At 61.4% G+C, this 21,710-nt stretch carries 15 protein-coding genes; 11 read left to right on the top strand and 4 right to left on the bottom strand.

Annotated elements, in window-relative coordinates; all coding sequences use genetic code 11:
* Window positions 1-24 precede the first annotated feature (24 nt).
* Window positions 25-1,674, bottom strand: coding sequence for a SulP family inorganic anion transporter (locus tag MJP36_RS15355; protein ID WP_244383359.1), 1,650 nt, complete (start codon window positions 1,672-1,674; stop codon window positions 25-27).
* A 144-nt stretch (window positions 1,675-1,818) separates the two neighbouring features.
* Window positions 1,819-3,096, bottom strand: coding sequence for a serine/threonine transporter (locus MJP36_RS15350; RefSeq protein WP_090370692.1), 1,278 nt, complete (start codon window positions 3,094-3,096; stop codon window positions 1,819-1,821).
* A gap of 435 nt (window positions 3,097-3,531) precedes the next feature.
* On the opposite strand from MJP36_RS15350, the gene MJP36_RS15345 reads away from it, so the two are divergent.
* The 6 genes from MJP36_RS15345 (at window position 3,532) to pdxR (ending at window position 10,773) form a co-directional block, all read left to right on the top strand.
* The gene (locus MJP36_RS15345; RefSeq protein ID WP_244383358.1) at window positions 3,532-4,056 is read left to right on the top strand and encodes a cysteine hydrolase family protein; all 525 of its coding nucleotides are present in this window, start codon (window positions 3,532-3,534) and stop codon (window positions 4,054-4,056) included.
* A 93-nt stretch (window positions 4,057-4,149) separates the two neighbouring features.
* Complete coding sequence (locus MJP36_RS15340) at window positions 4,150-5,100, top strand: 2-hydroxyacid dehydrogenase (RefSeq protein WP_244383357.1); 951 nt, start codon at window positions 4,150-4,152, stop codon at window positions 5,098-5,100.
* Window positions 5,101-5,190: 90 nt separating this feature from the next.
* Entirely contained in the window at window positions 5,191-7,047 is a 1,857-nt protein-coding gene (locus tag MJP36_RS15335; protein WP_244383356.1) for a pilus assembly protein TadG-related protein, read from the top strand.
* 130 nt (window positions 7,048-7,177) lie between these two features.
* Window positions 7,178-8,245, top strand: coding sequence for a phosphotransferase family protein (locus MJP36_RS15330; protein WP_244383355.1), 1,068 nt, complete (start codon window positions 7,178-7,180; stop codon window positions 8,243-8,245).
* Between the two features lie 21 nt (window positions 8,246-8,266).
* Window positions 8,267-9,034 carry an SDR family oxidoreductase gene (locus MJP36_RS15325; protein WP_060752634.1) on the top strand — a complete coding sequence of 256 codons (768 nt, stop codon included), beginning with the start codon at window positions 8,267-8,269 and terminating at the stop codon, window positions 9,032-9,034.
* Between the two features lie 305 nt (window positions 9,035-9,339).
* Window positions 9,340-10,773, top strand: a complete 1,434-nt coding sequence (gene pdxR / locus MJP36_RS15320) for a MocR-like pyridoxine biosynthesis transcription factor PdxR (RefSeq protein WP_244383354.1) — start codon at window positions 9,340-9,342, stop codon at window positions 10,771-10,773.
* A gap of 41 nt (window positions 10,774-10,814) precedes the next feature.
* Here the strand turns inward: pdxR and MJP36_RS15315 are convergent, their stop codons facing one another.
* Window positions 10,815-11,444, bottom strand: a complete 630-nt coding sequence (locus MJP36_RS15315) for a DNA-3-methyladenine glycosylase I (protein WP_244383353.1) — start codon at window positions 11,442-11,444, stop codon at window positions 10,815-10,817.
* A gap of 216 nt (window positions 11,445-11,660) precedes the next feature.
* Between MJP36_RS15315 and MJP36_RS15310 the strand changes: the two genes are divergently transcribed.
* From MJP36_RS15310 to MJP36_RS15295, 4 genes are all read left to right on the top strand, one after another.
* Window positions 11,661-12,986 carry a C4-dicarboxylate transporter DctA gene (locus MJP36_RS15310; RefSeq protein ID WP_174554059.1) on the top strand — a complete coding sequence of 442 codons (1,326 nt, stop codon included), beginning with the start codon at window positions 11,661-11,663 and terminating at the stop codon, window positions 12,984-12,986.
* A gap of 156 nt (window positions 12,987-13,142) precedes the next feature.
* A complete protein-coding gene (locus MJP36_RS15305) occupies window positions 13,143-13,844 on the top strand; it encodes a FadR/GntR family transcriptional regulator (protein ID WP_104993967.1) in 702 nt (233 codons plus the stop codon).
* 16 nt (window positions 13,845-13,860) lie between these two features.
* Window positions 13,861-14,562 (top strand): GntR family transcriptional regulator, encoded by a 702-nt coding sequence (locus MJP36_RS15300; RefSeq protein ID WP_104993968.1) that lies wholly within the window; start codon window positions 13,861-13,863, stop codon window positions 14,560-14,562.
* A 78-nt stretch (window positions 14,563-14,640) separates the two neighbouring features.
* On the top strand, window positions 14,641-15,669 hold the full coding sequence (locus MJP36_RS15295; protein WP_104993969.1) for an SEL1-like repeat protein: 1,029 nt from the start codon (window positions 14,641-14,643) through the stop codon (window positions 15,667-15,669).
* A 91-nt stretch (window positions 15,670-15,760) separates the two neighbouring features.
* Here MJP36_RS15295 and MJP36_RS15290 read toward each other — a convergent pair whose 3' ends face one another.
* Window positions 15,761-20,620, bottom strand: a complete 4,860-nt coding sequence (locus MJP36_RS15290; RefSeq protein WP_244383352.1) for an NAD-glutamate dehydrogenase — start codon at window positions 20,618-20,620, stop codon at window positions 15,761-15,763.
* Window positions 20,621-21,109: 489 nt separating this feature from the next.
* Here MJP36_RS15290 and MJP36_RS15285 point away from each other — a divergent pair, with 489 nt between their 5' ends.
* The gene (locus MJP36_RS15285; RefSeq protein WP_060752626.1) at window positions 21,110-21,463 is read left to right on the top strand and encodes a hypothetical protein; all 354 of its coding nucleotides are present in this window, start codon (window positions 21,110-21,112) and stop codon (window positions 21,461-21,463) included.
* Window positions 21,464-21,710: the final 247 nt, after the last annotated feature.

Genomic DNA, 21,710 nt, shown 5'->3' with positions numbered 1-21,710 from the left:
CGCCCCTCCCACATCATGTCTGCGTCACGCGTTACTCATCTCAAGCGCCAATTGCACCGCGCCATCGACACTCAAGCCACTGAGCCGCACCTGCGGTGCCACCGCTTCAGGCAACCCCTGCAAGACCTCGCGGGCATCATGTCGCACACGGGCCAACACCAGGCGCTTGCCCTGCGCATGGACCTGGGCAAAAAATGCCGCCAGCGCTTCGATGCTGGTGCCGTCAAGGTCCGGCGATTCCTCCAGGCTCAACACCATCGCCTCGACCGGCGACTGCCGCATCAGGCGCAAGGCCGCGCCAAGGATGCGCTCGGCATTCGCAAAAAACAGGGCTTCGCTGGGCCGTACGATCAGTACCCCCGGTACAGCCGAAGCATCGGCATGGTGCTGACGGTCGACAAAGTCATGGCTGTCACCCAGGCGCCCCAGTACCTGGATATCGGCTGACGACATCTGGCGCAGCATCAGCATCACACTGATTGCGACCGCGAGCAGCAAACCATCCAGCACCCCCAATACCAGCACCGCCGCCACCGCACAGATCACCAGCAAGCGATCGCGCCGCCAGAGGAAATAACGCCCCAGCGGCTGCAAACTCAAGCCCCGCCCCAGCGCATAGATAACGACAGCCGCCAGCACCGGCTCCGGCGTGAGCGCGACATAGGGCAGCACCGTCAGCACAATCAGCAATGTCACCAGCGCCGCGACGATCCCCGCCAAGCGTGAATAAGCGCCAGCCGCCTCATTGGCCGACGTCGCGGAGTACCCGGCACCGGCCGGCATGCCGTGGAACAGCCCGGAAACCAGGTTGGCAACGCCCAACGCGAGCAGGTCGCGGTTGGACGACACACGGTCGCCATGCTTGAGCGCAAACGAACTGATAGAGCCGTAGGACTCGGCGTACAGGATCATCACCAGCGCAAACGCCAACTCGCCCAGGCGCAGCCAATCGGCAAACGGCAGCACCGGCAAATGCCCCAGCTCCAGGCGCAGGTCGATCATGCCGATCAGCGCCACGCCATGAGCCTGCAGGTCCAGATACTGCCCGGCAGCGATGCCCAGCACCACAACCACCAGCCCACCAGGCACGCGCGGCAAGCGCGCGCACAGCCACAACACCAGCAATGCCAGGGCCGCCACCAGGGCCGCGGGCCAGTTCCAGCGCGGCAGTTGCTCCAGCAACTGCGGTAGAAAACGGATCAGGTTGTTATCGGTCAGGTGCACGCCCACCACACTGGCCAATTGCTTGAGGATGATGGTCAGCGCCAGGCCGAAGGCAAAGCCACGCAACACCGGCTTGGCGATGAACGAGGTGATGCCGCCGAGCTTGAACAGGCCGGCCAACAGGAAAAACACCCCAGTGAGCAACACCAATCCGAAGGCCAGGGACAGCCTCAGGGCCGGGTCATCACCGGCCAGGCTGGCCGTTGCCGCCGCCAACACAGCCGCCGACGACGAGGTGGCCGAGACAATCGCAAAACGGCTGGTGCCGAACAGGCCGTAGCACACCAGCCCGGCAAACAAGGCAATCACCCCGGCCTGAGGCGGCAGTGCGGCAATGCTGGAATACGCCACGGCCTCCGGCAGCAGCAAACCGGCAATGGATAATCCGGCCAGCAGGTCCTGGATACGGTTTGAGGGTACGGCGGCAGGTACATCGGTTTCAGTCTTCAATCGGCCCAACCCATCCTGGCAAAAAGCGTGCGTAAGCTTAGCCCTCATTGCCGGGCCGCGGTTGAGCGGCGTCAGCTTTTGTACCGGCAAAAAAAAGCCGATTCGCGGTGTGCGCGAATCGGCCTTGTGCCTAATGCCCTGAGGTCAGGACAGCAGCGAGTAGATCAATGCCGTGATTGCCACCAGGCCCACGGCCGTGACGAACACGTTGGATGCCTGCCCGCGGTACTTGGCCATGGCCGGCACCTTGCGAATGGCATACATCGGCATCAGGAACAGGATCGACGCGATCACCGGGCCGCCCAGGGTTTCGATCATGCCAAGGATGCTTGGGTTAAGCGTGGCAACGAGCCAGCACACGATCAGCATAAACGCGGCGGTCAGGCGGTCCAGTGACTTGGCGGCCGGACGGCGACCGGTCTTGAGCACCAGGCCCTTGAGACCTTCGCTGGCCCCGATGTAGTGACCCAGGAACGACTTGGCAATCGCCACGAAGGCAATCAGCGGCGCGGCGAAAGCGATAGTCGGGTTATCGAAGTGGTTGGCCAGGTACGACAGGATCGACAAGTTCTGGGCTTTCGCTTCCGCCAGTTGCGCCGGCGACAAGGTCAACACACAACTGAACACGAAGAACAGCACCATCGCCACCATCAACAGGTGCGCGCGGGACAGGATCTGTGAACTGCGCTCATCAGCGTGGGCGCCGTACTGGCGTTTCTGATCAACGGCGAACGCCGAGATGATCGGCGAATGGTTGAACGAGAACACCATCACCGGAATCGCCAGCCACAGCGTGTTAAGCAGCGCCGAGGGTGCCGGCACTTCGTTGGCGGTGCTCAGGATGCCGCCGGTCCAGTGCGGCACCAGGTACACCGCCAGGAACAGCAAGGCCACGATGAACGGGTACACCATCAGGCTCATGGCCTTGACGATCACTTGTTCACCGCAACGCACTACCGCCAGCAGGCCGAGGATCAGCACGAACGCCAGGACCGCACGAGGCGGCGGCAGGATGTGCAATTGGTGCTCCATGAAGCTGCTGACCGTGTTGGTCAGCGCCACGCTGTAGATCAGCAGGATCGGGAAGATCGCGAAGAAGTACAACAGGGTGATCAATGCGCCGGCCTTGAGGCCGAAATGCTCTTCGACGACGTCGGTAATGTCGGAACCGTCGCGGCCGGACAGGACGAAACGGGTCAGGCCACGGTGGGCAAAGAATGTCATCGGGAACGCCAGTACCGCGAGGATCACCAGCGGCCAGAAGCCCCCCAGACCCGCGTTGATCGGCAAGAACAAAGTACCGGCGCCAATGGCGGTGCCGAACAGGCCGAGCATCCAGGTCGTGTCCTGGCGGCTCCAGCTTGTGAGGGTTGCAGGTGTCGTTGCATAACGTTCGTCGACGCTATTGGCCTGATCATTCATCCGGTCGGATCTCCGCATTCACACGGCCGGGACGAGTCAGAAATACCTGACAGGCAGCGCCCCAGCCATAACAAGCGCGCGATTCTCCGGGATTCTTTCGAATAAGCAAAGACTTAGCTGAGGAACGGTGTTGCGGTGCAGATGCGCAAGGTCGGCCATAAGCCGCGGTATCAGCGGGCCGCAGCACGATATATGGCAACCAGACGGGCTACCCGTCGCGTCCATTGACAGCCCGCCGCCCTTCCCAGCATCATCAAACCATGAACCCAATCCCGTTGCGCCTCACCCGTACCACCACCACGACCGCTCATGGCGGGTCGTGCGGTTGCCGTGGGTGCGTGAACTAGAGATACCCCCAAACAACCCAAGGCCCCGCCAGCAATGGACGGGGCCTTTTTATTGCCTCGCCCTCTGGCCACTGCAAGGAGCAAGACCATGGCTAACGCCCTGTTGATCATCGATATGCAAACCGGTTTATACGATGGGCCGGAAAAACCCTTCGAGCGCGAACGCGTTCTGGGCACCATCAACCAGCTGATTCAGCGCGCTCGCAAAGCCCAGGCACCGATATTCGTGGCCCGACACACTGGCCCCGAGGGTTCACCGATCGCAGCCGGCAGCGCGCTCTGGCAGCTCTGGCCGGGCCTGGACGTCGACCCGGCCCGCGACCATCTGTTCGATAAAACCCGCCCCAGTTGCTTTCTCGGCACCCGCCTGGCGCAGCAACTGGCAGCGGCGCAGATCAATGAATTGGTGATCGCGGGCATGAAGACCCAGTTCTGTATCGACACCACCTGTCGAGTGGCAGCCGAGCTGGGTTTCTCGGTGGTGTTGCCGGAGGATGGCCATACGTGCATGGACACCCCGGCGCTGAAGGCCGAGGCGATCATTGAGCATCACAATGCGACGTTGGCGGGCGCGTTTGTGAAGCGAGTCAAAGCGCTGGATGTGGTTTTTTAGCCGCCCCATGCGGGATTTTCTGATCGGACAAATTGTTCCGCCCTGCAAATCCCGCATACTGCCCCTATCAAACCCTTCAGGAAGAGCCTTGCGATGTCCACCACTGTTCTGGTCCTGGTTGAAACCATCAACGACTACCTGTCCATCATCGAGGACAGCGAGTTCCATGTAATCCTGGCTCCGACGCCCGCCGAACGCGCCCAGGCGATCAAGACCCACGGCGGGCAGATCAAGGCTGTGCTGACCCGTGGGCCACTGGGGCTGTACGCCGAGGAAATCGCTGCGTTGCCGCTGCTGGAGATCATCTGCGTGATCGGTGCCGGCTACGAACATGTGGACCTGCAGGCGGCGAGCAATCGCGGGATCGTGGTGACCAATGGCGCCGGGGTGAATGCGCCGTCGGTGGCCGACCACGCCATGGCGTTGCTGCTGTCGCTGGTGCGCGGTATTCCCCAGACCGATGCGGCGGTACGGCGCAGTGAATGGCCGAAGGTCATGCGCCCTTCCCTGGGCGGTAAACAATTGGGCATTCTCGGGCTCGGTGCAGTCGGCATGGAGATCGCCAAGCGCGCTTCACTCGGTTTCGGCATGGAGGTCAGTTATCACAACCGCCAGCCCCGTGATGATGTGGACTACACCTACTGCGCAACGGCGATAGAACTGGCGCGCACCTCGGACTTCCTGATCCTGGCCACGCCGGGCGGCGCGGGCACCCGCCATCTGATCGATCGCCATGCGCTCGACGCCCTGGGGCCGAACGGCTATCTGGTGAACATCGGACGTGGCAGCGTGGTGGTCACCGCTGACCTGGTCGCCGCCCTTGAGCAACGGCGTATCGGCGGCGCGGCGCTGGATGTGTTCGATGATGAGCCCAAAGTGCCGGACGCCCTCAAGCGCCTGAGCAATACCGTGCTCACCTCGCATGTGGCCGGCCTGTCGCCGGAAGCCGCCCATGACACGGTGCAACGCGTGGCCGACAACCTGGTGGAATATTTCGCCGGCCGTCCGGTGCTGACCCCGGTACCCCTCCCGCCACGCAACTAGTAGCGATTAGCCAGCTACGTCGTAAAACCTGTCTACACTGCATGCGGGGATGCTCAGGACGCCGGTGCAGGACCGGCGAAGGAACGCACAATGGTTGGCCATGGACCCGGCCCGGCCCGTCAACGCGGTGCCATTGGTTTGATCGGCGCATTGACGCTTGGGATCGCGCTGTTGTTTCTGCTATTGGTGGTCGACAGTGGCCGCCTGTACCTGGAAAAACGCAAGCTGCAACGCGTCGTCGACACTGCGGCGCTGGAAGCTGTCAGCCGCGGCGGCAAATGCACGGCGCCGAATGACAATGCCGCGCAATTCGCGACCCAAAGCGCCCTGCGCAATGACTTCCCGGTCGATGCAAACCGTACGTTGAGCACCGCCTGCGGCGCCCTGGCCACCGGCGCGGACTTTATGCGCACCTTCAGCGCCGACCCGAGCAAAACCGATGCCATCCAGGTGATCGCCACCCACCGCGTTGCCACCAGCATCGCCCATGCACTGCACACACTGTTTTCGGCACAGCCCATCAGCCTGACCACGCTGCTGAGCGCCACCGCAGTGGCCGCCGCCCCCGCACCACCGGTGGCCACGCTCACCGTGCGCAGCACCTTGCTGACGATAGACAGCACTCAGTCCGCCGCCCTCAATGGCCTGATCGGCGGCCTGCTGGGCGGCAAGCTGCAGCTCGACGCGGTGGGTTGGAATGGCTTGATCAACACCGATATCAGCCTGCTCAGCTACCTGGATGCCCTGGCCATCCGCCTGAATGTCAGCGCCGGCAACTACGACCAACTGCTCCAGACCGACGCCACCGTTGGCCAGTTGATCCAGGCCGCCATCGACGTGCTCAAGCTGGGCGGCGACGCGGTACAGGTGGTGATCAACAACCTGGAAACCATCAAGCTGATCGCACCCGGCACGCAGATCCTGCACCTGGGTGACCTGGTCAAGATCCAGAACGGCACCGATAAAAGCGCACTGAATGTCGACCTGCAACTGTTCAACCTGATCCAGGGCTTTGTGCAACTGTCGAACAAGGCCAGCGCGGTGGCGGTCGAGCTGCCGGTCGATGTGCTGGGCTTGTTGAATGTCACGGTCAAGACCCGGGTCATCGAGCCGGCCCAGATCTCCGCTATCGGTAACCCTCAGTTGATCGACACCCAGCCGATTGCGGTGCGCACGGCGCAAGTCAGGACCTGGATTTCCCTTAAACTGCCGGTGATCGACGGGCTCACCAAGGTGATCGGCCTGGTCACCGACCTGGTGGGTTTGCTGCTGGGCAGCTCATTGGATGTGGTGCCTGGCACGCAAATCGATATCGCCCTGGAGGCCGCCAGCGGCAGCAGCTACGTGACCGGCTATGGTTGCAACGGGCCCGCCGACAAATCCCTCTCGGTGTCAGGCACCACCTCAGCCGTCAGGCTGATGGTGGGCCAGGTCGACCCGAAGAACCTGTTCTCATCCATCGCCCCGCTGAAAGTCGACGATTTCCCGCTGCTCGACCTTGGCGTCAAGACCTGCAGCAAAGGCGTGTGCGACCCACGACAACCCTACGCAGTCGGTGGCCTGAGCCTGCGCGTCGACAGCAGCGTGGCCAAGACCACCCGCGCCCATGTCTATGTGTCGCCGCCGGAGGTCAAGCAACCGCCGAGCTATTTCAGTTTCAGCGCCAATAACGTGGTCGGCAGCTTGAGCGACACCCTCAACGGTATCCGGCTGACCAGCCATACACCGACACTCACCGGGCTTCTCGGTTTGGTGGTGGGCCTGGTGGTCGACGTGCTGACCGGCGTGCTGAACCTGCTCAGCGGGGTCATCTCCGGCCTGCTCAGCCCTTTGCTCGACCCGCTGGTCAATAACCTGCTCGCCGGCCTGGGCGTGGACCTGGCAAAAGTCGAAATCGGTGCCAACCTGTCCTGTACTCCCGGCGGCCGTGCAGTACTGGTGATTTGAGCACATCAGGCCCGCTGATCATCCTCCAACACGCTAACCTATTAAGCCGCCCCGACCTTGTCGCTGAGCGGCGGCGCGCATTAGATTAGCCAATAGTCCACGGCCTTTAAAATAAGCAGAAGGGATAAGCATGGCGCTTAACGACCAATCGACTCAGATCCGCCCAGGCGAAGAACTGGATGCCAGCCTGATCGATCCTTACCTCAAGGCCCACATTCCGGGGCTGAGCGGCACAGTCAAGATCAGCCAATTCCCCGGCGGTGCGTCCAACCTGACTTACCTGCTGGAATACCCGGGCCAGGAGTTCGTACTGCGCCGCCCGCCATTTGGCCACAAGGCCAAGTCCGCCCACGACATGGGCCGCGAATACCGCATTCTCAACCAGCTCAAGGATGGGTTCCCGTACTGCCCGAAAGCCTACGTGCATTGCACGGATGAATCGGTGATCGGCGCCGAGTTCTACGTCATGGAACGGGTCAACGGCATCATCCTGCGCTCTGACCTCCCGGCCGAACTGGACCTGGACGCGACCCGGACCGAAGCCCTGTGCAAAAGCTTCATCGACAAATTCGTCGAACTGCACCAAGTGGATTACACCGCCTGCGGCCTGGCCGACCTGGGTAAACCCGAAGGCTATGTCGCACGGCAGATTCGTGGCTGGAGCGAGCGTTACGAAAAGGCCTTGACCCCGGACGCGCCCAGCTGGGAGAAAGTGCGTCTGTGGCTCAACGACAAGATGCCGGCCGACCATCCTACGTCCAGCATCGTGCACAACGACTACCGTTTCGACAACGTGATCCTCGACCCGCACAACCCCATGCAGATCATCGGCGTGCTGGACTGGGAGCTGACCACCCTCGGCGACCCCTTGATGGACTTGGGCAACACCCTCGCCTACTGGATCGAAGCCGCCGACCCCGCACCCGTGCAACTGATGCGCCGCCAGCCGAGCAACGCCCCCGGCATGCTCACCCGCCGTCAGTTTGTCGATTACTACGCCGAACGTTCCGGCCTGCAGATCGACAACTTCGACTTCTACTACACCTATGGCCTGTTCCGCCTGGCCGGGATCGTGCAGCAGATCTACTACCGCTTCTTCCATGGCCAGACGCAGGACAAACGCTTTGCGCAGTTCATCCAGATGAACAAGCTGCTCGAGCAGATGAGCCTGAATGTCATCGCCAAATCCGCACTCTGATTACCAGAACAAGGAAACCTCATGTCCAAGACCAACCTGTTCGACCTCGACGGCAAGATCGCCTTTGTTTCCGGTGCCAGCCGCGGTATCGGTGAGGCCATCGCCAAGCTGCTGGCCCAGCAAGGCGCGCACGTGATCGTGTCCAGCCGCAAGCTGGAGGGCTGCCAGCACGTGGCCGACGCGATCATCGCCGATGGCGGCAAAGCCACGGCGATTGCCTGCCATATTGGTGAAATGGAGCAGATCACCCAAGTGTTCGCCGGTATCCGGGAACAGTTCGGGCGCCTGGACATCCTGGTCAATAACGCGGCGACCAACCCGCAATTCTGCAATGTGCTGGACACCGACCTCGGCGCGTTCCAGAAGACCGTCGACGTGAACATTCGCGGCTATTTCTTCATGTCGGTGGAAGCCGGCAAATTGATGCGCGAGAACGGCGGCGGCAGCATCATCAACGTGGCCTCGATCAACGGCATTTCCCCAGGCGTGTTCCAGGGCATCTACTCGGTGACCAAGGCGGCCGTGATCAACATGACCAAGGTGTTCGCCAAGGAATGTGCGGCGTTCGGCATTCGTTGCAACGCGCTGCTGCCGGGCCTGACCGATACCAAATTCGCCTCGGCGCTGGTGAAGAACGATTCGATCCTGAAAATGGCCCTGGCGCAGATCCCGCTCAAGCGCGTCGCCGACCCGAGCGAGATGGCCGGTGCGGTATTGTTCCTGGCCAGTGATGCGTCGAGCTACACCACCGGTGTATCGCTGAATGTGGACGGCGGCTTCCTGTCCTGAACCCAACTGTAGTGAGCGGGCTTGCCCCCCAGCGCGGGGCAAGCCCTAATGCCAGTCAGTTAAGGATTAACGCGGTCACTGTGGGAGGGGGCTTGCTCCCGATAGGCCGCGCAGCGGCCTCAAAAATGGGCCTGCTACGCAGGCCATCGGGAGCAAGTCGAATCGTCGCACCGCCCCTCCCACAATTTATCCATCGTCCGCTTTATCGCTTAACTGACTGGCATTAGGGCAAGCCCGCTCACTACAAGTATCAGGGGGGATTTGCGGGTAACCTTGGCGCAGACCGATCTGTCCCAGGATGAAACATGGAATTGCACCTCGTCATCAATGGCCGCAAGGACCTGGCCGTCCAGCTTTACCAGCAGTTGCGCGAAGCCATCGCCGCCGGGCGGCTTTCGGCCGGCGCGCAACTGCCTCCCAGCCGCCTGCTCGCCGAGCAGTTAGGCGTATCGCGCAAGACCGTCTCCGACACCTACGCCACGCTGACGTATGAAGGGTTGCTGGTCGGCAAGATCGGCCGGGGCACCTTCGTCAACGCCTGGGCGCCGCCGCCCGAGTGCCTGCAAACCGCCGCCGACCTGGCCTGCGCCGCCAACCTGGAAAAATGGGCCGCGTTGCCCTCGCCCATGCACCATCCCACACCTGAGAAAACCCTGCGTTATGAATTCCTCGGCGGGGCCACCACGCGCAATCAATTTCCCCAGGATGAATGGCGACGTTGTACCCAGGATGCATTACGCCGTATCGCACTCAACAGCGGTTTTTACAGCCAACCGGAAGGTCTGCCGGCATTGCGCGAGGCTATCGCCGGGCATATCGCCTTTTCTCGCGGGGTGAAATGCCACGCCAATGACATTGTGGTCACCAACGGCGCGCAACAGGCGCTGGACTTGATTGCTCGCGTGGTGGTGGAACCCGGCACCCTCGTCGCCATGGAAGACCCCGGCTACAGCCCCGCCCGCCAGCTGTTCACGGCCATGGGCGCGCGCGTTGCCGACGTGCCGGTGGACGCCCAGGGCATCCAGGTCAACCAGATCCCCGACGACACGCGACTGATCTATGTGACCCCGTCCCACCAGTTCCCCCTGGGCATGCCCATGAGCCTGGCGCGCCGCGAAGCCTTGCTGGCCCGCGCACTTGCGTTGGGCGCGATCATCATCGAAGACGACTACGACAGTGATTTCCGCTACGAAGGTCGCCCCGCCAACTCCCTGCAAAGCATGGACAAACGGGGCTTGGTGGCCTACGTCGGGACCTTCTCCAAATCCCTGCTGCCGCAGCTGCGCCTGGGCTATGCCGTACTGCCGCCAGCCATTCATGGCGCAGTGCTCAAGGCCAAGCAATTGACCGATCAGCACAGCTCCACATTGCCGCAATGGGCATTGGCCAAGTTCATCAGCGAAGGCTGTTTGCTCAAGCATATTCGCCGCTGCCACTCGGTCTACGCCGGGCGCCGCGAGCGCATCCTGCAGCGCCTGGCCGGGGACCTGTCGCCGTGGTTCGAAGCGGTGCCCAGTGTGATCGGGTTTCATATGGCGGCGTTGTGCAAGGCTCCGCTGGATATCGCGAAGCTGATTCGGTTGGCACGGGAGGCGGACGTCGGCCTGTACCCGCTGGATGTGTTCTTTCATAGCGCGCCGGTGCGCCAGGGCCTGACGCTCGGGTTTGGCGCGATCGAACTGCTGGACATCGACCCGGCGCTGGACCGGGTGCGCGATATCCTGCGCCAGATGGGCTAGAGCACCGACGCGGTGAAGCCTCGCAGGCGCAAATCAGCGCCTCACGGGCGCTTGAAGTGCCGGCGCAGCTCATCAATGCGCGGCCGGCAAGCACAGCCCTCCAGGTGATCATTGACCATGCCCATGGCCTGCATCAATGCGTACATCGTGGTCGGGCCAACGTAGGTCCAGCCGCGCTTCTTCAGGGCCTTCGACAACCGCACCGAAGCCGCAGACGTCGGGTTACCCGTCCAGTAAGCCAGGTCCACCTGCACCGGACGCTCCTCATCCGAGGGTTCAAACGCCCACAACCAGCGCGCCAGCGACCCGGTTTCATCCACCAGCTCACACGCCCGACGCGCATTGTTGAGCGTGGACACGATCTTCGCCCGGTTACGCACGATGCCCGGATCATTCATCAAGCGCTCTATATCGGCCTCGCCGTATTGCGCTACACGCCGAAAATCAAACCCCTCGAATGCCGCCCGGAACTGCTCGCGCTTGCGCAAGATGGTGATCCACGCCATGCCCGCCTGAAAACCTTCCAGGCAAATTTTCTCGTACAGCTGGATATCATCCGCCACCGGCACGCCCCACTCGTGGTCGTGATAATGCGGATATTCCGGCGCCGAGGTGCGCCAAGTGCAGTAGGTCAGCCCTGTTGTATCGGTAGTCAGCCCTGGCTTGTCCATGCATTACCTCTCAATCAAGGCGCGGATGATAAGCGAAAAAAATTCCGACCCGCCAACCGCTCAAGCTTGAGTCTTACCGACCAACTGGTCAGACCGGGACCGGTCAAGCCCTGAATTTTTACTTGTGATTTCAAAAAAACCCGGCGTAGACTGGCCCGGCACTGGACTTACCGGTAATACCACAACAATTAAGCCCTGGAATCACCAGGGCACCGAATAGAGATCCCTCCCATGCTCAGATGGTGCTCGCGTTCGATTTTCCTGCAAGTCGTGATTGGCCTGATGCTCGGCATAATCTGCGGCCTGGCCCTTCCCGAATTCTCTTCGCAACTCAAACCCCTGGGTGACGGCTTTATCAAGCTGATCAAGATGCTGATCGGCCTGATCGTGTTCTGCGTGGTGGTCAGCGGTATTTCCGGTGCCGGCGACTTGAAGAAAGTCGGGCGAATCGGCCTCAAGTCGGTGATCTACTTTGAAGTGCTCACCACCGTGGCCCTGGTGATCGGCTTGATCATGGCCTTCAGTACCGGCATCGGCACCGGTGCCAATATCCATCTGGAGCAGCTCTCCTCCGCCGGTTTGAATGAACTGGCCGACAAAGGCCAACACATCCGTGGCACCAGCCAGTTCCTGATGGACCTGATCCCCAACTCGGTGATCGGCGCCTTCGCCGACAACAATGTGCTGCAAGTGCTGCTGTTCTCGGTGCTCTTCGGTAGCGCACTGAACCTGGTGGGTGAAGCGGCGTCAGGCATTTCGCGCCTGATCAACGAACTGAGCCACATCATCTTCCGCATCATGGGCATGATCGTGCGGCTGGCGCCGATTGGCGTGTTTGGCGCGATCGCTTTTACCACCAGCACCTATGGCCTGGATTCGCTGCAGCACCTGGGCAGCCTGGTGGGTTTGTTCTACCTGACTTGCTTTGCCTTTGTCGCGCTGATCCTGGGCCTGGTGATGCGTTTGTCCGGCCTGCGCATGCTGCCGCTGCTCAAGTACCTGCGTGAAGAACTGCTGATCGTGATGGGCACCGCCTCCTCCGACGCGGTGCTGCCACAGATCATGCGCAAACTCGAACACCTGGGGATTGGCAGCTCCACCGTGGGCCTGGTGATTCCGACCGGGTATTCGTTCAACCTCGATGGTTTCTCGATCTACCTGACCCTGGCCATTGTGTTCATCGCCAATGCCACCGGCACGCCCCTGTCGATGACTGACTTGCTGACCATCCTGCTGGTGTCATTGATCACCTCCAAGGGCGCGCACGGCATTCCCGGGTCGGCGCTGGTGATTCTGGCGGCGACACTCACCGCCATCCCGGCCATTCCCGTGGTCGGCCTGGTGCTGGTACTGGCGGTGGACTGGTTCATGGGCATCGGCCGCGCGCTGACCAACCTGATCGGCAACTGCGTAGCGACGGTAGCCATCGCCCGATGGGAAAAAGACATCGATATCCAGCGCGCCAACAAAGTGCTCGACGGCCAGCAGGGTTATACCTTCCAGGCCAAGAAACCGGTGCTGCCGACACACCAGGAGTTCTGATCCATTTTCATGGCAGACATCGATCAACTGTGGGAGGGGGCTTGCTCCCGATAGCGGTGTATCAGCCAACACATTTGTATCTGATTTAGCGCTATGGGGAGCAAGCCCCCTCCCACACTTTGACAACCGTGTTTGCAACATCAAGGAGACGCAGACGTGATCAGCACCTCAACCGTCGTCAATTCAGTGGTAGAAAAACTGCGCGCCGCGCTCAAGCGGGGCCAGTGGCGCCAGGGTGAAATGCTGCCCGGCCAACGCGAGCTGGCCGAACAGATGGGCATCAGCCGCCCCAGCCTGCGCGAAGCGGTGATTGTGCTGGAAACCCTCGGCCTGGTGCGTTCCATGCCCGGCAAGGGCGTGGTGGTGCTCGAAACCAGCGTGAACGAGCCCCAAGCCAGTGACACCGTGGCCGATGCCAGCCTCGAAGACATCCTGCAACTGCGCTACACCCTCGAACCGTTCATTGTCGGCCTGGTGGCGCAGTCCATCAGCAGCAAGGAAGTCGGCCAATTGCGCCTGACCCTGATGGATATGCGCGAAGCCCTCGACGCCGGTGACGCCGAAGCCGGGATGAACGCCTACCTCAACTTCCACGAAGAGCTCTTCGCCCTGACCTCCAACCCGATCTTCCAGAACGTGGTGCAACAGACCAGCAACGCCCTCAAGCAGAGCGCCCAGGTACTGCGCAACTCCCCCGAACATCTGGCCGAACGCCTGCAGGAAAATGAAGCCGTGGTGCGCGCCATCCGCAACAAGAACAGCGCCCTGGCCAGCGCCGAGATGCGCCGGCACATCCTTCAGGAAGGTCTGCGCATGGGCATACGCTTGAATATCCCGGACGACCATCTGGGCAGCTGATTATTGGAGACAGGCCATGACCGCCCGCGCGCTACAACGTAATTCAGTCATCACCGCCCTGCCTGCCATGCGCCTGGTCGCGGGTAAAAAACCCTCGGTGGACGATATCTACCCACGGCTGTTCGACGCGATTCTGGAACAACGCATCGCGCCGGCCAGCCGTTTTACCGAAGAGGGCCTGGGCGAAATCTTCGGTGTGAGTCGCAGTGTGATTCGCCGGGTCTTGGCGAAACTGTCCCATCAACAGGTGATCATCCTGCGCCCCAACCAGCGCGCCCAGGTGGCGGCGCCGGATGCCCGGCAAACCCGACAGATCCTCGAAGCGCGGCGGCTGACGGAGATCATGGTAGTGCAACTGGCCTGCGCCGCAGCTACCCCCGCCCAGGTGCGCCAGCTACGCGAGCTGATTGCCAGGGAACGCGACTGTATCGAACGTGACCAACGCGCACCGGCCATTCGATTGTCGGGGGAATTTCACCTGCAGTTGGCGGCGATTGCCGGTAACGCGCCGTTGGCGCAGTTCCTCAACAGCCTGGTACCGCTGACATCGTTGATCATTGCGCAATACGAAACCCAAGCCTGCACCTACTGCACCTGGCAGGAACACTTGGCGATGACAGACGCGATTGAACAGGGCGATACAGACCACGCCGTGAACCTGATGACCCAGCACCTGAACCATCTGGCCCATCGTCTGACTCGCCGAGCGCAGCCATAGCTATGTAACGCTTGCGGCCCAGACAACTTTCTTAACCTGTGTTTTCACTCATCAAGTGCACAAGCACAGGTAACCCTCATGTACGTAGACTCTCAAACACTGCCTGCGCTGTTCACACTGCTCACCCAGTTGAACGCGCAGAAAAGCCTGTTGGGCGAAACCCTCCAGGCATCACTCGACCAGCTCAATGGCATCGCCGGCAGGATCGGGTTTGAACTGTTTTCCCTGGAAAGCTACGCCCAGGCCGAGCTATGCCTGAACATCACCGCTGCGCGAGGCCATGCCGAGGCGCAGTACGCCATGTCCCTGTGTGTCAGCCGGCGCGACGGTGACTTGCGCATAGCCTCTGAAGAAGCGCGCCAATGGCTCAAGCTGGCAGCGGCCCAGAACCATATCCCTGCCCTGATGCGACTGGGTGATGCCGATTCCCTTGCAAAGGCACGCGAACAACTGACGCCCAACGCCGTTGCGGGCGATACCCAAGCCATGCGCCTTCTGTTCTTGCTCGACAAAGATGTGAGCTGGTTGGACAAGGCCGTCGCCAGAGGTGATCACACCGCACAATTTCAACTCGCCCAGGCCTATCGCGACACGCCGCAACTGATCCCCAACGTAGTGGAACGCCGTGCACTGGTTGAAGAGCTGCTGCAAAAAGCGGCGGACGGCGGCGACCTGCAAGCCTTGGCTGATCGAGTATTTTCCAGCAAGTCCAGCGCCAGCGTGCTGGAAAAACAACAACGGTTGATACAACTTGCAGGGACGGGGCAATTGGACGCGCTGCTGGAATATGGCTATGCACTGGCGGGCATGCCGCGTAATGGCAAAGCCAAACTCAACTTTGCGCAAAGGCACCCCTCGGCGCCGCGCACCTACGGGCTGGCGCGGGATTTCGCCAAGGCCTATGCCGTACTGGGGCTGGTATTGCCGAAACTGCCGGACTATCCGGCGGCTGAAATACTCAAGCAAGACATGAATGCTATCTGGCATCAAATGACCCTGGAACAGTACTCAACCTGCGAGACCCTTCGCCTGGATCTGCAGGCGCGCATTCCCAGGGTATTCAAACTCATGGCCCCCATCATCATTGTCGGCAGGCCATCGTATTGATCGCCGAGAACCCCGGCCTTTGAAGATCGCATAAAAAAATCCCCGCATGTTTCCATGCGGGGATTCTTGGTTACAGCCATGGATCAACGGTTTAAATCACCGGCTGACCACTCATCGCCAGGTCCAGCAGTTCACGGTTGGCCACTGCATACATGGCGTAGTCCGTGCCGACCGCAGAGCGGATTTCCAGCATCATCGCGACCCAACGATCCGCCATGTCCTTGTGCTGCTCAAGCCACAGGGCCACGCGGGCTTCCATGTCTTGTGGCGCATCGGCCATTTGCAGGACGGAGATGGTGATCGCCCGTTGCTGCCAGTCCACATCATCGCGGAAGGCTTCACGGGCCTGGGCCTGCCAGTTGTTGGCCACCGGCAGATCGCTGATCTGCTGCAGATACCACGGCAAGTCCAGGGCGCTGCCGACGGCGAAGTAGGCCTTGGCCACTTCGGCGGCGTCATGCCCGGTGACGTCGGCCGCTTCGATGATCGGCAGCAAGGTGTACAGGTGCGTGGTACCGGCCACCATCCGCGCCAACAACTCCGGCACGCCGGCGTTGGTGTAGGCCTGGTAACGGGTCTGCCAGCCTTCGCGGGTCGGGCCTTCCAGCAGTTCGTCAAGCTTGAGACCCAGCGCGGCCAGGTGCGGACCGAAGTGTGCGGTATCACGACCCGCGTCCTGCTCGTTGCGACGGCTGCGCAGGAACCAGCGCGTGGCACGACGGCCCAGGCGCATCAGTTCATCCATCAGCTCCAATTGCACATCAGCCGAAACCTGATAGTCCAGGGCCTCGATCTGACGGAACCAGTGCGGGAGGTGGAAGATGTCACGCACGATCACATAAGCACCGGCGACGTTCGCCGGGCTCATGCCGGTGGACTCCTTGAGCCGCTGAACGAAGGTGATCCCCATGTGGTTGACCAGGTCGTTGGCGATCTGGGTGCTGACGATCTCACGCTTCAAGCGGTGGCGACGCATGGCCTCGGAGAACTTGGCCACCAGGCTTGGCGGAAACGCGGTTTCCATGTCACGGGTCAGGTAGTCGTCATCCGGCACCAGGGACTTGAGCAGCGCTTCCTTGAGGTCGATCTTGCTGTACGAGATCAGCACCGACAGTTCCGGACGGGTCAGGCCCTTGCCATTCGAAGCACGCTCGGTAAGCTGCTCCTCGGTCGGCAGGTACTCGATGGCGCGGTCCAGCTTGCCACGGCCTTCCAGGTCGCTCATCAGGCGCTTGTACTCGGCGGCACGCTCGTAGGCACGGCGTGCAGCCAGGGACAGGGCCTGGGTCTGCTTGTAGTTGTTGCCCAACACCAGGCCGCCGACTTCGTCGGTCATGCTCGCCAGCAACTGGTTGCGCTGCTTGTCGGTCATGTCACCGGCCTGCACCACTTCGTTGAGCAGGATCTTGATGTTCACTTCGTGGTCGGAGCAATCCACGCCACCGGCGTTGTCGATGAAGTCGGTGTTGGAGCCGCCGCCATTGAGGCCGAATTCCACACGCCCCAGCTGGGTCATGCCGAGGTTACCGCCCTCGCCCACCACCTTGCAGCGCAGCTCGTTACCGTTCACACGCAACGCGTCGTTGGCCTTGTCGCCGACATCCGCATGGCTTTCGCTGCTGGCCTTGACGTAGGTACCGATACCGCCGTTCCACAACAGGTCCACCGGTGCCTTGAGCAAAGCGTTCAGCAGTTCGGTCGGGGTCAGCTTGTCGGCCTTGATGTCGAAGCGTTCTTTCATCTGTGGCGAGATGGCAATGCTTTTCGCGCTACGCGAGAAGATGCCGCCGCCTTCGGACATGATGCTGGTGTCGTAGTCAGTCCAGGCCGAACGCGGCAGGTCGAACATGCGCTGGCGCTCGGCAAAGCTGGTCGCCGGGTTCGGGTTCGGATCGATGAAGATGTGCAGGTGGTTGAAGGCCGCGACCAGTTGCAGCTTGTCGGACATCAACAAGCCGTTACCGAACACGTCACCGGCCATGTCACCCACGCCGACGACCGTGATGCTGTCTTCCTGGACATTGATGCCACGCTCGCGGAAGTGGCGCTGTACGCCGACCCACGCGCCCTTGGCGGTGATGCCCATTTTCTTGTGGTCGTAACCGGCCGAACCGCCGGAGGCGAACGCGTCGCCCAACCAGAAGCCGTAGTCGATGGCGATGCCGTTGGCGATGTCGGAGAAGGTCGCAGTGCCCTTGTCCGCCGCCACGACCAGGTACGGGTCATCGTCGTCATGACGCACGACGTTGGCCGGCGGCACCAGGGCGCCGTCCTTCAGGTTGTCGGTGATGTCCAGCAAACCGGAAATGAAGATGCGGTAGCAAGCGATGCCCTCGGCCGCGATCTCGTCACGGGTGCCGCCCAACGGCAGGCGACGCGGCAGGAAGCCGCCCTTGGCGCCCACCGGCACGATCACCGAGTTCTTCACTTGCTGGGCCTTTACCAGGCCGAGCACTTCGGTACGGTAGTCTTCTTCGCGGTCCGACCAGCGCAGGCCACCCCGCGCAACATTACCGAAGCGCAGGTGCACGCCTTCGACACGCGGCGAGTAGACGAAGATTTCAAACTTCGGCACCGGCTTGGGCAGCTCGGGAATGGCACGCGGGTCGAACTTGAAGCTGAAGTACGACTTGTTCTGGCCGTTGGCGTCGGTCTGGTAGAAGTTGGTGCGCAGGGTCGCCTTGATCAGGTCCAGGTAGCGACGCAGGATGCGGTCTTCGTTGAGCACCTGGACGTCGTCCAGGGCGCTGAGGATCGCTTGCTCCAGGCGTTGCTGCTTGTCTTCCAGGTCGTCGGCGGTGAGCTTGCGCGCCAGGTAGAAGCGCGTCTTGAACAACCGGGTCAACTCGCGGGCGATGTCGGTGTGGTTGTTCAGGGTGCTGGCGATGTAACCCAGGTCGAAGCCCAGGCGGATCTGCTTGAGGTAACGCGCGTAGGCACGCAGCAACGCCACGTCGCGCCATGGCAGGCCGGCGGTCAGCACCAGGCGGTTGAACGCATCGTTTTCGGCGTCGCCATGCACGATGTGCACGAACGCATCCTGCAGGGTGTCGTTGAGCTGCTGGATATCCAGGTTCACGCCTTCGGCGGCGATGAACGCGAAGTCATGGATCCAGAACTCACGGCCATTGGCGTGACGCAGACGGTACGGGAATTCACCCAGCACGCGCAGGCCGAGGTTTTCCAGGATCGGCAGCACGTCCGACAGCGCCAGCGGGGTATCGGCATGGTAGAGCTTGCAGTGCAGCTCGCGCTGGCCGGAGACCTGGCCCAGCGGCTGGTAGAAGCTCATCACCAGCGGGTTGGCTTCGGTCAGGCTGAGCAGGTGCTGCATGTCGACCACGGCCGAATGCGCGGCAAAACGCTCGCGGTAGCCGGCCGGGAAGCCTTTCGGGAAGTCAGCCAGCACGTTGGTGCCGTGGGCTTCGCCGAAGCTCTCGACGACCAGGCTTGCGTAGTCGTCCTGCCAGCTGCGGCAGGCTTGCACCACTTCTTTTTCCAGCTGGACCGGATCGATGTCCAGGCGGTTCTTCGGGTCGACCCGCAGAATCAATTGCACGCGAGCCAGCACGGATTCGGAGAAGAACGTCCAGAACTCGCAGTCCGACGCTTTCAGGCGATCCATCAGCACTTGCTGGATCTTCTGGCGCACTTCGGTGGAGTAGATATCACGCGGCACATAGGCCAGGCAGTAGCAGAAACGACCGTACGGGTCTTTGCGCAGGAACACGCGGATCTTGTTGCGTTCCTGGATCTGCACGATGGACATCACGGTGCTGAACAGCTCGTCGACCGGGGTCTGGAACAGGTCATCACGAGGCAGTACTTCGACGACCTGAGCCAACTCCTTGCCCAGGTGCGCCTTGGCCTGGAAGCCCGAACGACGTTCGATTTCCGCGACCTTGCGGCGGATATAAGGGATCACGCGCACGCTTTCGCCATACACCGAAGAGGTGTACAGGCCCATGAAGCGGTGTTCCTTGATGACGTTACCGTTCGCGTCGATCTCGCGGATCGACACGTAGTCCGGGTAGGCCGGGCGGTGCACACGGCTTGGGTGCGCGGCCTTGGCGAACGACAGCACGGTCGGTTCACGCAGGTAGGCCACCGCGTAGTCTTCGATGCGCAGGTCTTCGGCGGTCAGGCCGGCACGCAGCAGCTTGGTCAGGCCGAGGAAGGAATTGGCGTCATATTCGATATGACCGCCGTCCTTGTCGTCACGTACCACGAATTCTTCATAGCCCAGGAAGGTGAAGTGGTTGCCCACCAGCCACTCCAGGAAGTTCTTGATCTCGGCCTTCTCTTCGCCGTCGATGACGAACTGGCTGGCATCGATACCGGCCAGCAGGTCCTGGACCTTGGCTTTCATCGGTTCGAAATCGGCCACGGCCACGCGCACTTCGCCCAGCACCTGCTCCAGCTCTTTGCCCAGCACGTTCAGTTCGGCGGCATTGGCGCAGCGATCGATTTCCAGGTACATCAGCGATTCTTGCAGGACGCCTTCGCCCTGGGTGCCCTTGGGCAGGATTTCCAGCAACTCGCCCTTGCCGCCACGGCGCACGCTGAGCACGGTGGTTTGCAGGGTGTGGATGCTGTAGCCGCGGCGGTTCAGCTCGGTACGGACCGAGTCCACCAGGAACGGCAGGTCATGGTGCAGCACTTCGACCGCGGTGTGGGTCGACTGCCAGCCATGACGCTCGTAATCGGGGTTATAGACCCGCACTTGCGGTTGGGCGTGGTCAAAGCGCTCAAGCAGGCGCCAGGCAGACAGGGTGCAACCGGCCAGGTCGGAAAGGCGACGTTGGGTCAGTTCGTCCAGGGAAATGATGCCGAAGAATTGTTCAGCGAACAGCGCCACTTGTGGCAGTGCCTGTTCACTGATGTGCTGCGCCAGTGCCGCTTGCAGTTGGTGCTGGAAGTCGGCCTTGCTGGCTGCGGTGAAGAACGCCATCTGTGGTACTCCGCTTGGGCTTGTTATTGATGGAAGCGTCGCGTGTTATCCCCTTTCGGGGAGACCGTCGACTCTGTTCGCTGGTATTCATATAAGCACCATAAACGAATCAGGGTGACAGGTGGGTGAAGCTGGACAAGACAATCAGGTCACATACAACTTCCATAAGATGCGCACTTTGCCGGGTGACGGTACGACGGGCAGGTCAGGCGCCTGGCTCATGCACATCCGTTGCGCAGCTTAACGAGTGTAGGAAGACCGCTGCTTGCGGCGCTGCGACATATTCGGTCATCGGTAAGCAGGCGCGCGGTTGCGACTTGGGCAACCCGTAGATTCCGGTAGAAAAATCGGCTGTTTTCGAGACAAAAAGTGCCGGAAGTGACTGATTTTACCCATCAGGTCATGCCGCCCACGACATAGCATGCAGCACAAAATTCGCGGCAATGGCACAATCGCCCGCATTGCGCCCTCCCCCAGACAGGATTCCCCATGCTGCAACTGAACACCGACGCCTTGATGGCCACCCCGTGCGACGAAGAAGAAGACAACATGGCGATGCTTTGCTGCCACGGCAAGAACGGCGAGATGTTCATGCTCACGCGCTACCCGGACGAGGACGAAGTTGAGCTGACCTGGGATTACGAACCGTCGACCCTGGATGGCGTGAAGGTCACCTTGGGCGCCACGACCTTGCTGGTTGAGCTGGCCGCAGGTGATGCCGATGCCTTGGGCGGCAAGGACCAACTGGAGATTACCCATGCCACTGCAGCGGCGGATATGGCCGAAGTCGAGGAAACCCTGCAAAACATCCTGAAGGGTACCGGCACCTTCACTCGGATCTAGATGGTTTTCTATTGTAGTGAGCGGGCTTGCCCCGCGCTGGGTGGCGCAGCCGCCCTAAACCCAGCCACCTCGGTTTTCCTGAAACACTGCGGCGTCCATGTTGGGGCGGCTTTGCCACCCAGCGCGGGGCAAGCCCGCTCACTACAAGAAGCCGGTGCTGACACAATAATCCTACAAGTTTTGCCAAAAATACCGGTTATGCCGTTAGTCGCCGCCCCCCTCGATGCATTAAAGTAAGCGCCCCAGG

The sequence above is a fragment of the Pseudomonas palleroniana genome (assembly GCF_022836895.1).
GTDB lineage: Bacteria > Pseudomonadota > Gammaproteobacteria > Pseudomonadales > Pseudomonadaceae > Aquipseudomonas > Aquipseudomonas palleroniana.
The sequence above is the reverse complement of the archived record's forward strand: the minus strand, read 5'-3'. Positions and strand labels throughout refer to the sequence as shown.

Bases quoted from the DNA above. Each gene is read 5' to 3' on its own strand.
- MJP36_RS15315 (WP_244383353.1), bottom strand. From the start codon at position 11,444: ATGGACAAGCCAGGGCTGACTACCGATACAACAGGGCTGACCTACTGC.
- pdxR (WP_244383354.1), top strand. From the start codon at position 9,340: ATGGAATTGCACCTCGTCATCAATGGCCGCAAGGACCTGGCCGTCCAG.
- MJP36_RS15300 (WP_104993968.1), top strand. From the start codon at position 13,861: ATGACCGCCCGCGCGCTACAACGTAATTCAGTCATCACCGCCCTGCCT.
- MJP36_RS15295 (WP_104993969.1), top strand. From the start codon at position 14,641: ATGTACGTAGACTCTCAAACACTGCCTGCGCTGTTCACACTGCTCACC.
- MJP36_RS15345 (WP_244383358.1), top strand. From the start codon at position 3,532: ATGGCTAACGCCCTGTTGATCATCGATATGCAAACCGGTTTATACGAT.
- MJP36_RS15285 (WP_060752626.1), top strand. From the start codon at position 21,110: ATGCTGCAACTGAACACCGACGCCTTGATGGCCACCCCGTGCGACGAA.
- MJP36_RS15340 (WP_244383357.1), top strand. From the start codon at position 4,150: ATGTCCACCACTGTTCTGGTCCTGGTTGAAACCATCAACGACTACCTG.
- MJP36_RS15350 (WP_090370692.1), bottom strand. From the start codon at position 3,096: ATGAATGATCAGGCCAATAGCGTCGACGAACGTTATGCAACGACACCT.
- MJP36_RS15330 (WP_244383355.1), top strand. From the start codon at position 7,178: ATGGCGCTTAACGACCAATCGACTCAGATCCGCCCAGGCGAAGAACTG.
- MJP36_RS15335 (WP_244383356.1), top strand. From the start codon at position 5,191: ATGGTTGGCCATGGACCCGGCCCGGCCCGTCAACGCGGTGCCATTGGT.
- MJP36_RS15325 (WP_060752634.1), top strand. From the start codon at position 8,267: ATGTCCAAGACCAACCTGTTCGACCTCGACGGCAAGATCGCCTTTGTT.
- MJP36_RS15290 (WP_244383352.1), bottom strand. From the start codon at position 20,620: ATGGCGTTCTTCACCGCAGCCAGCAAGGCCGACTTCCAGCACCAACTG.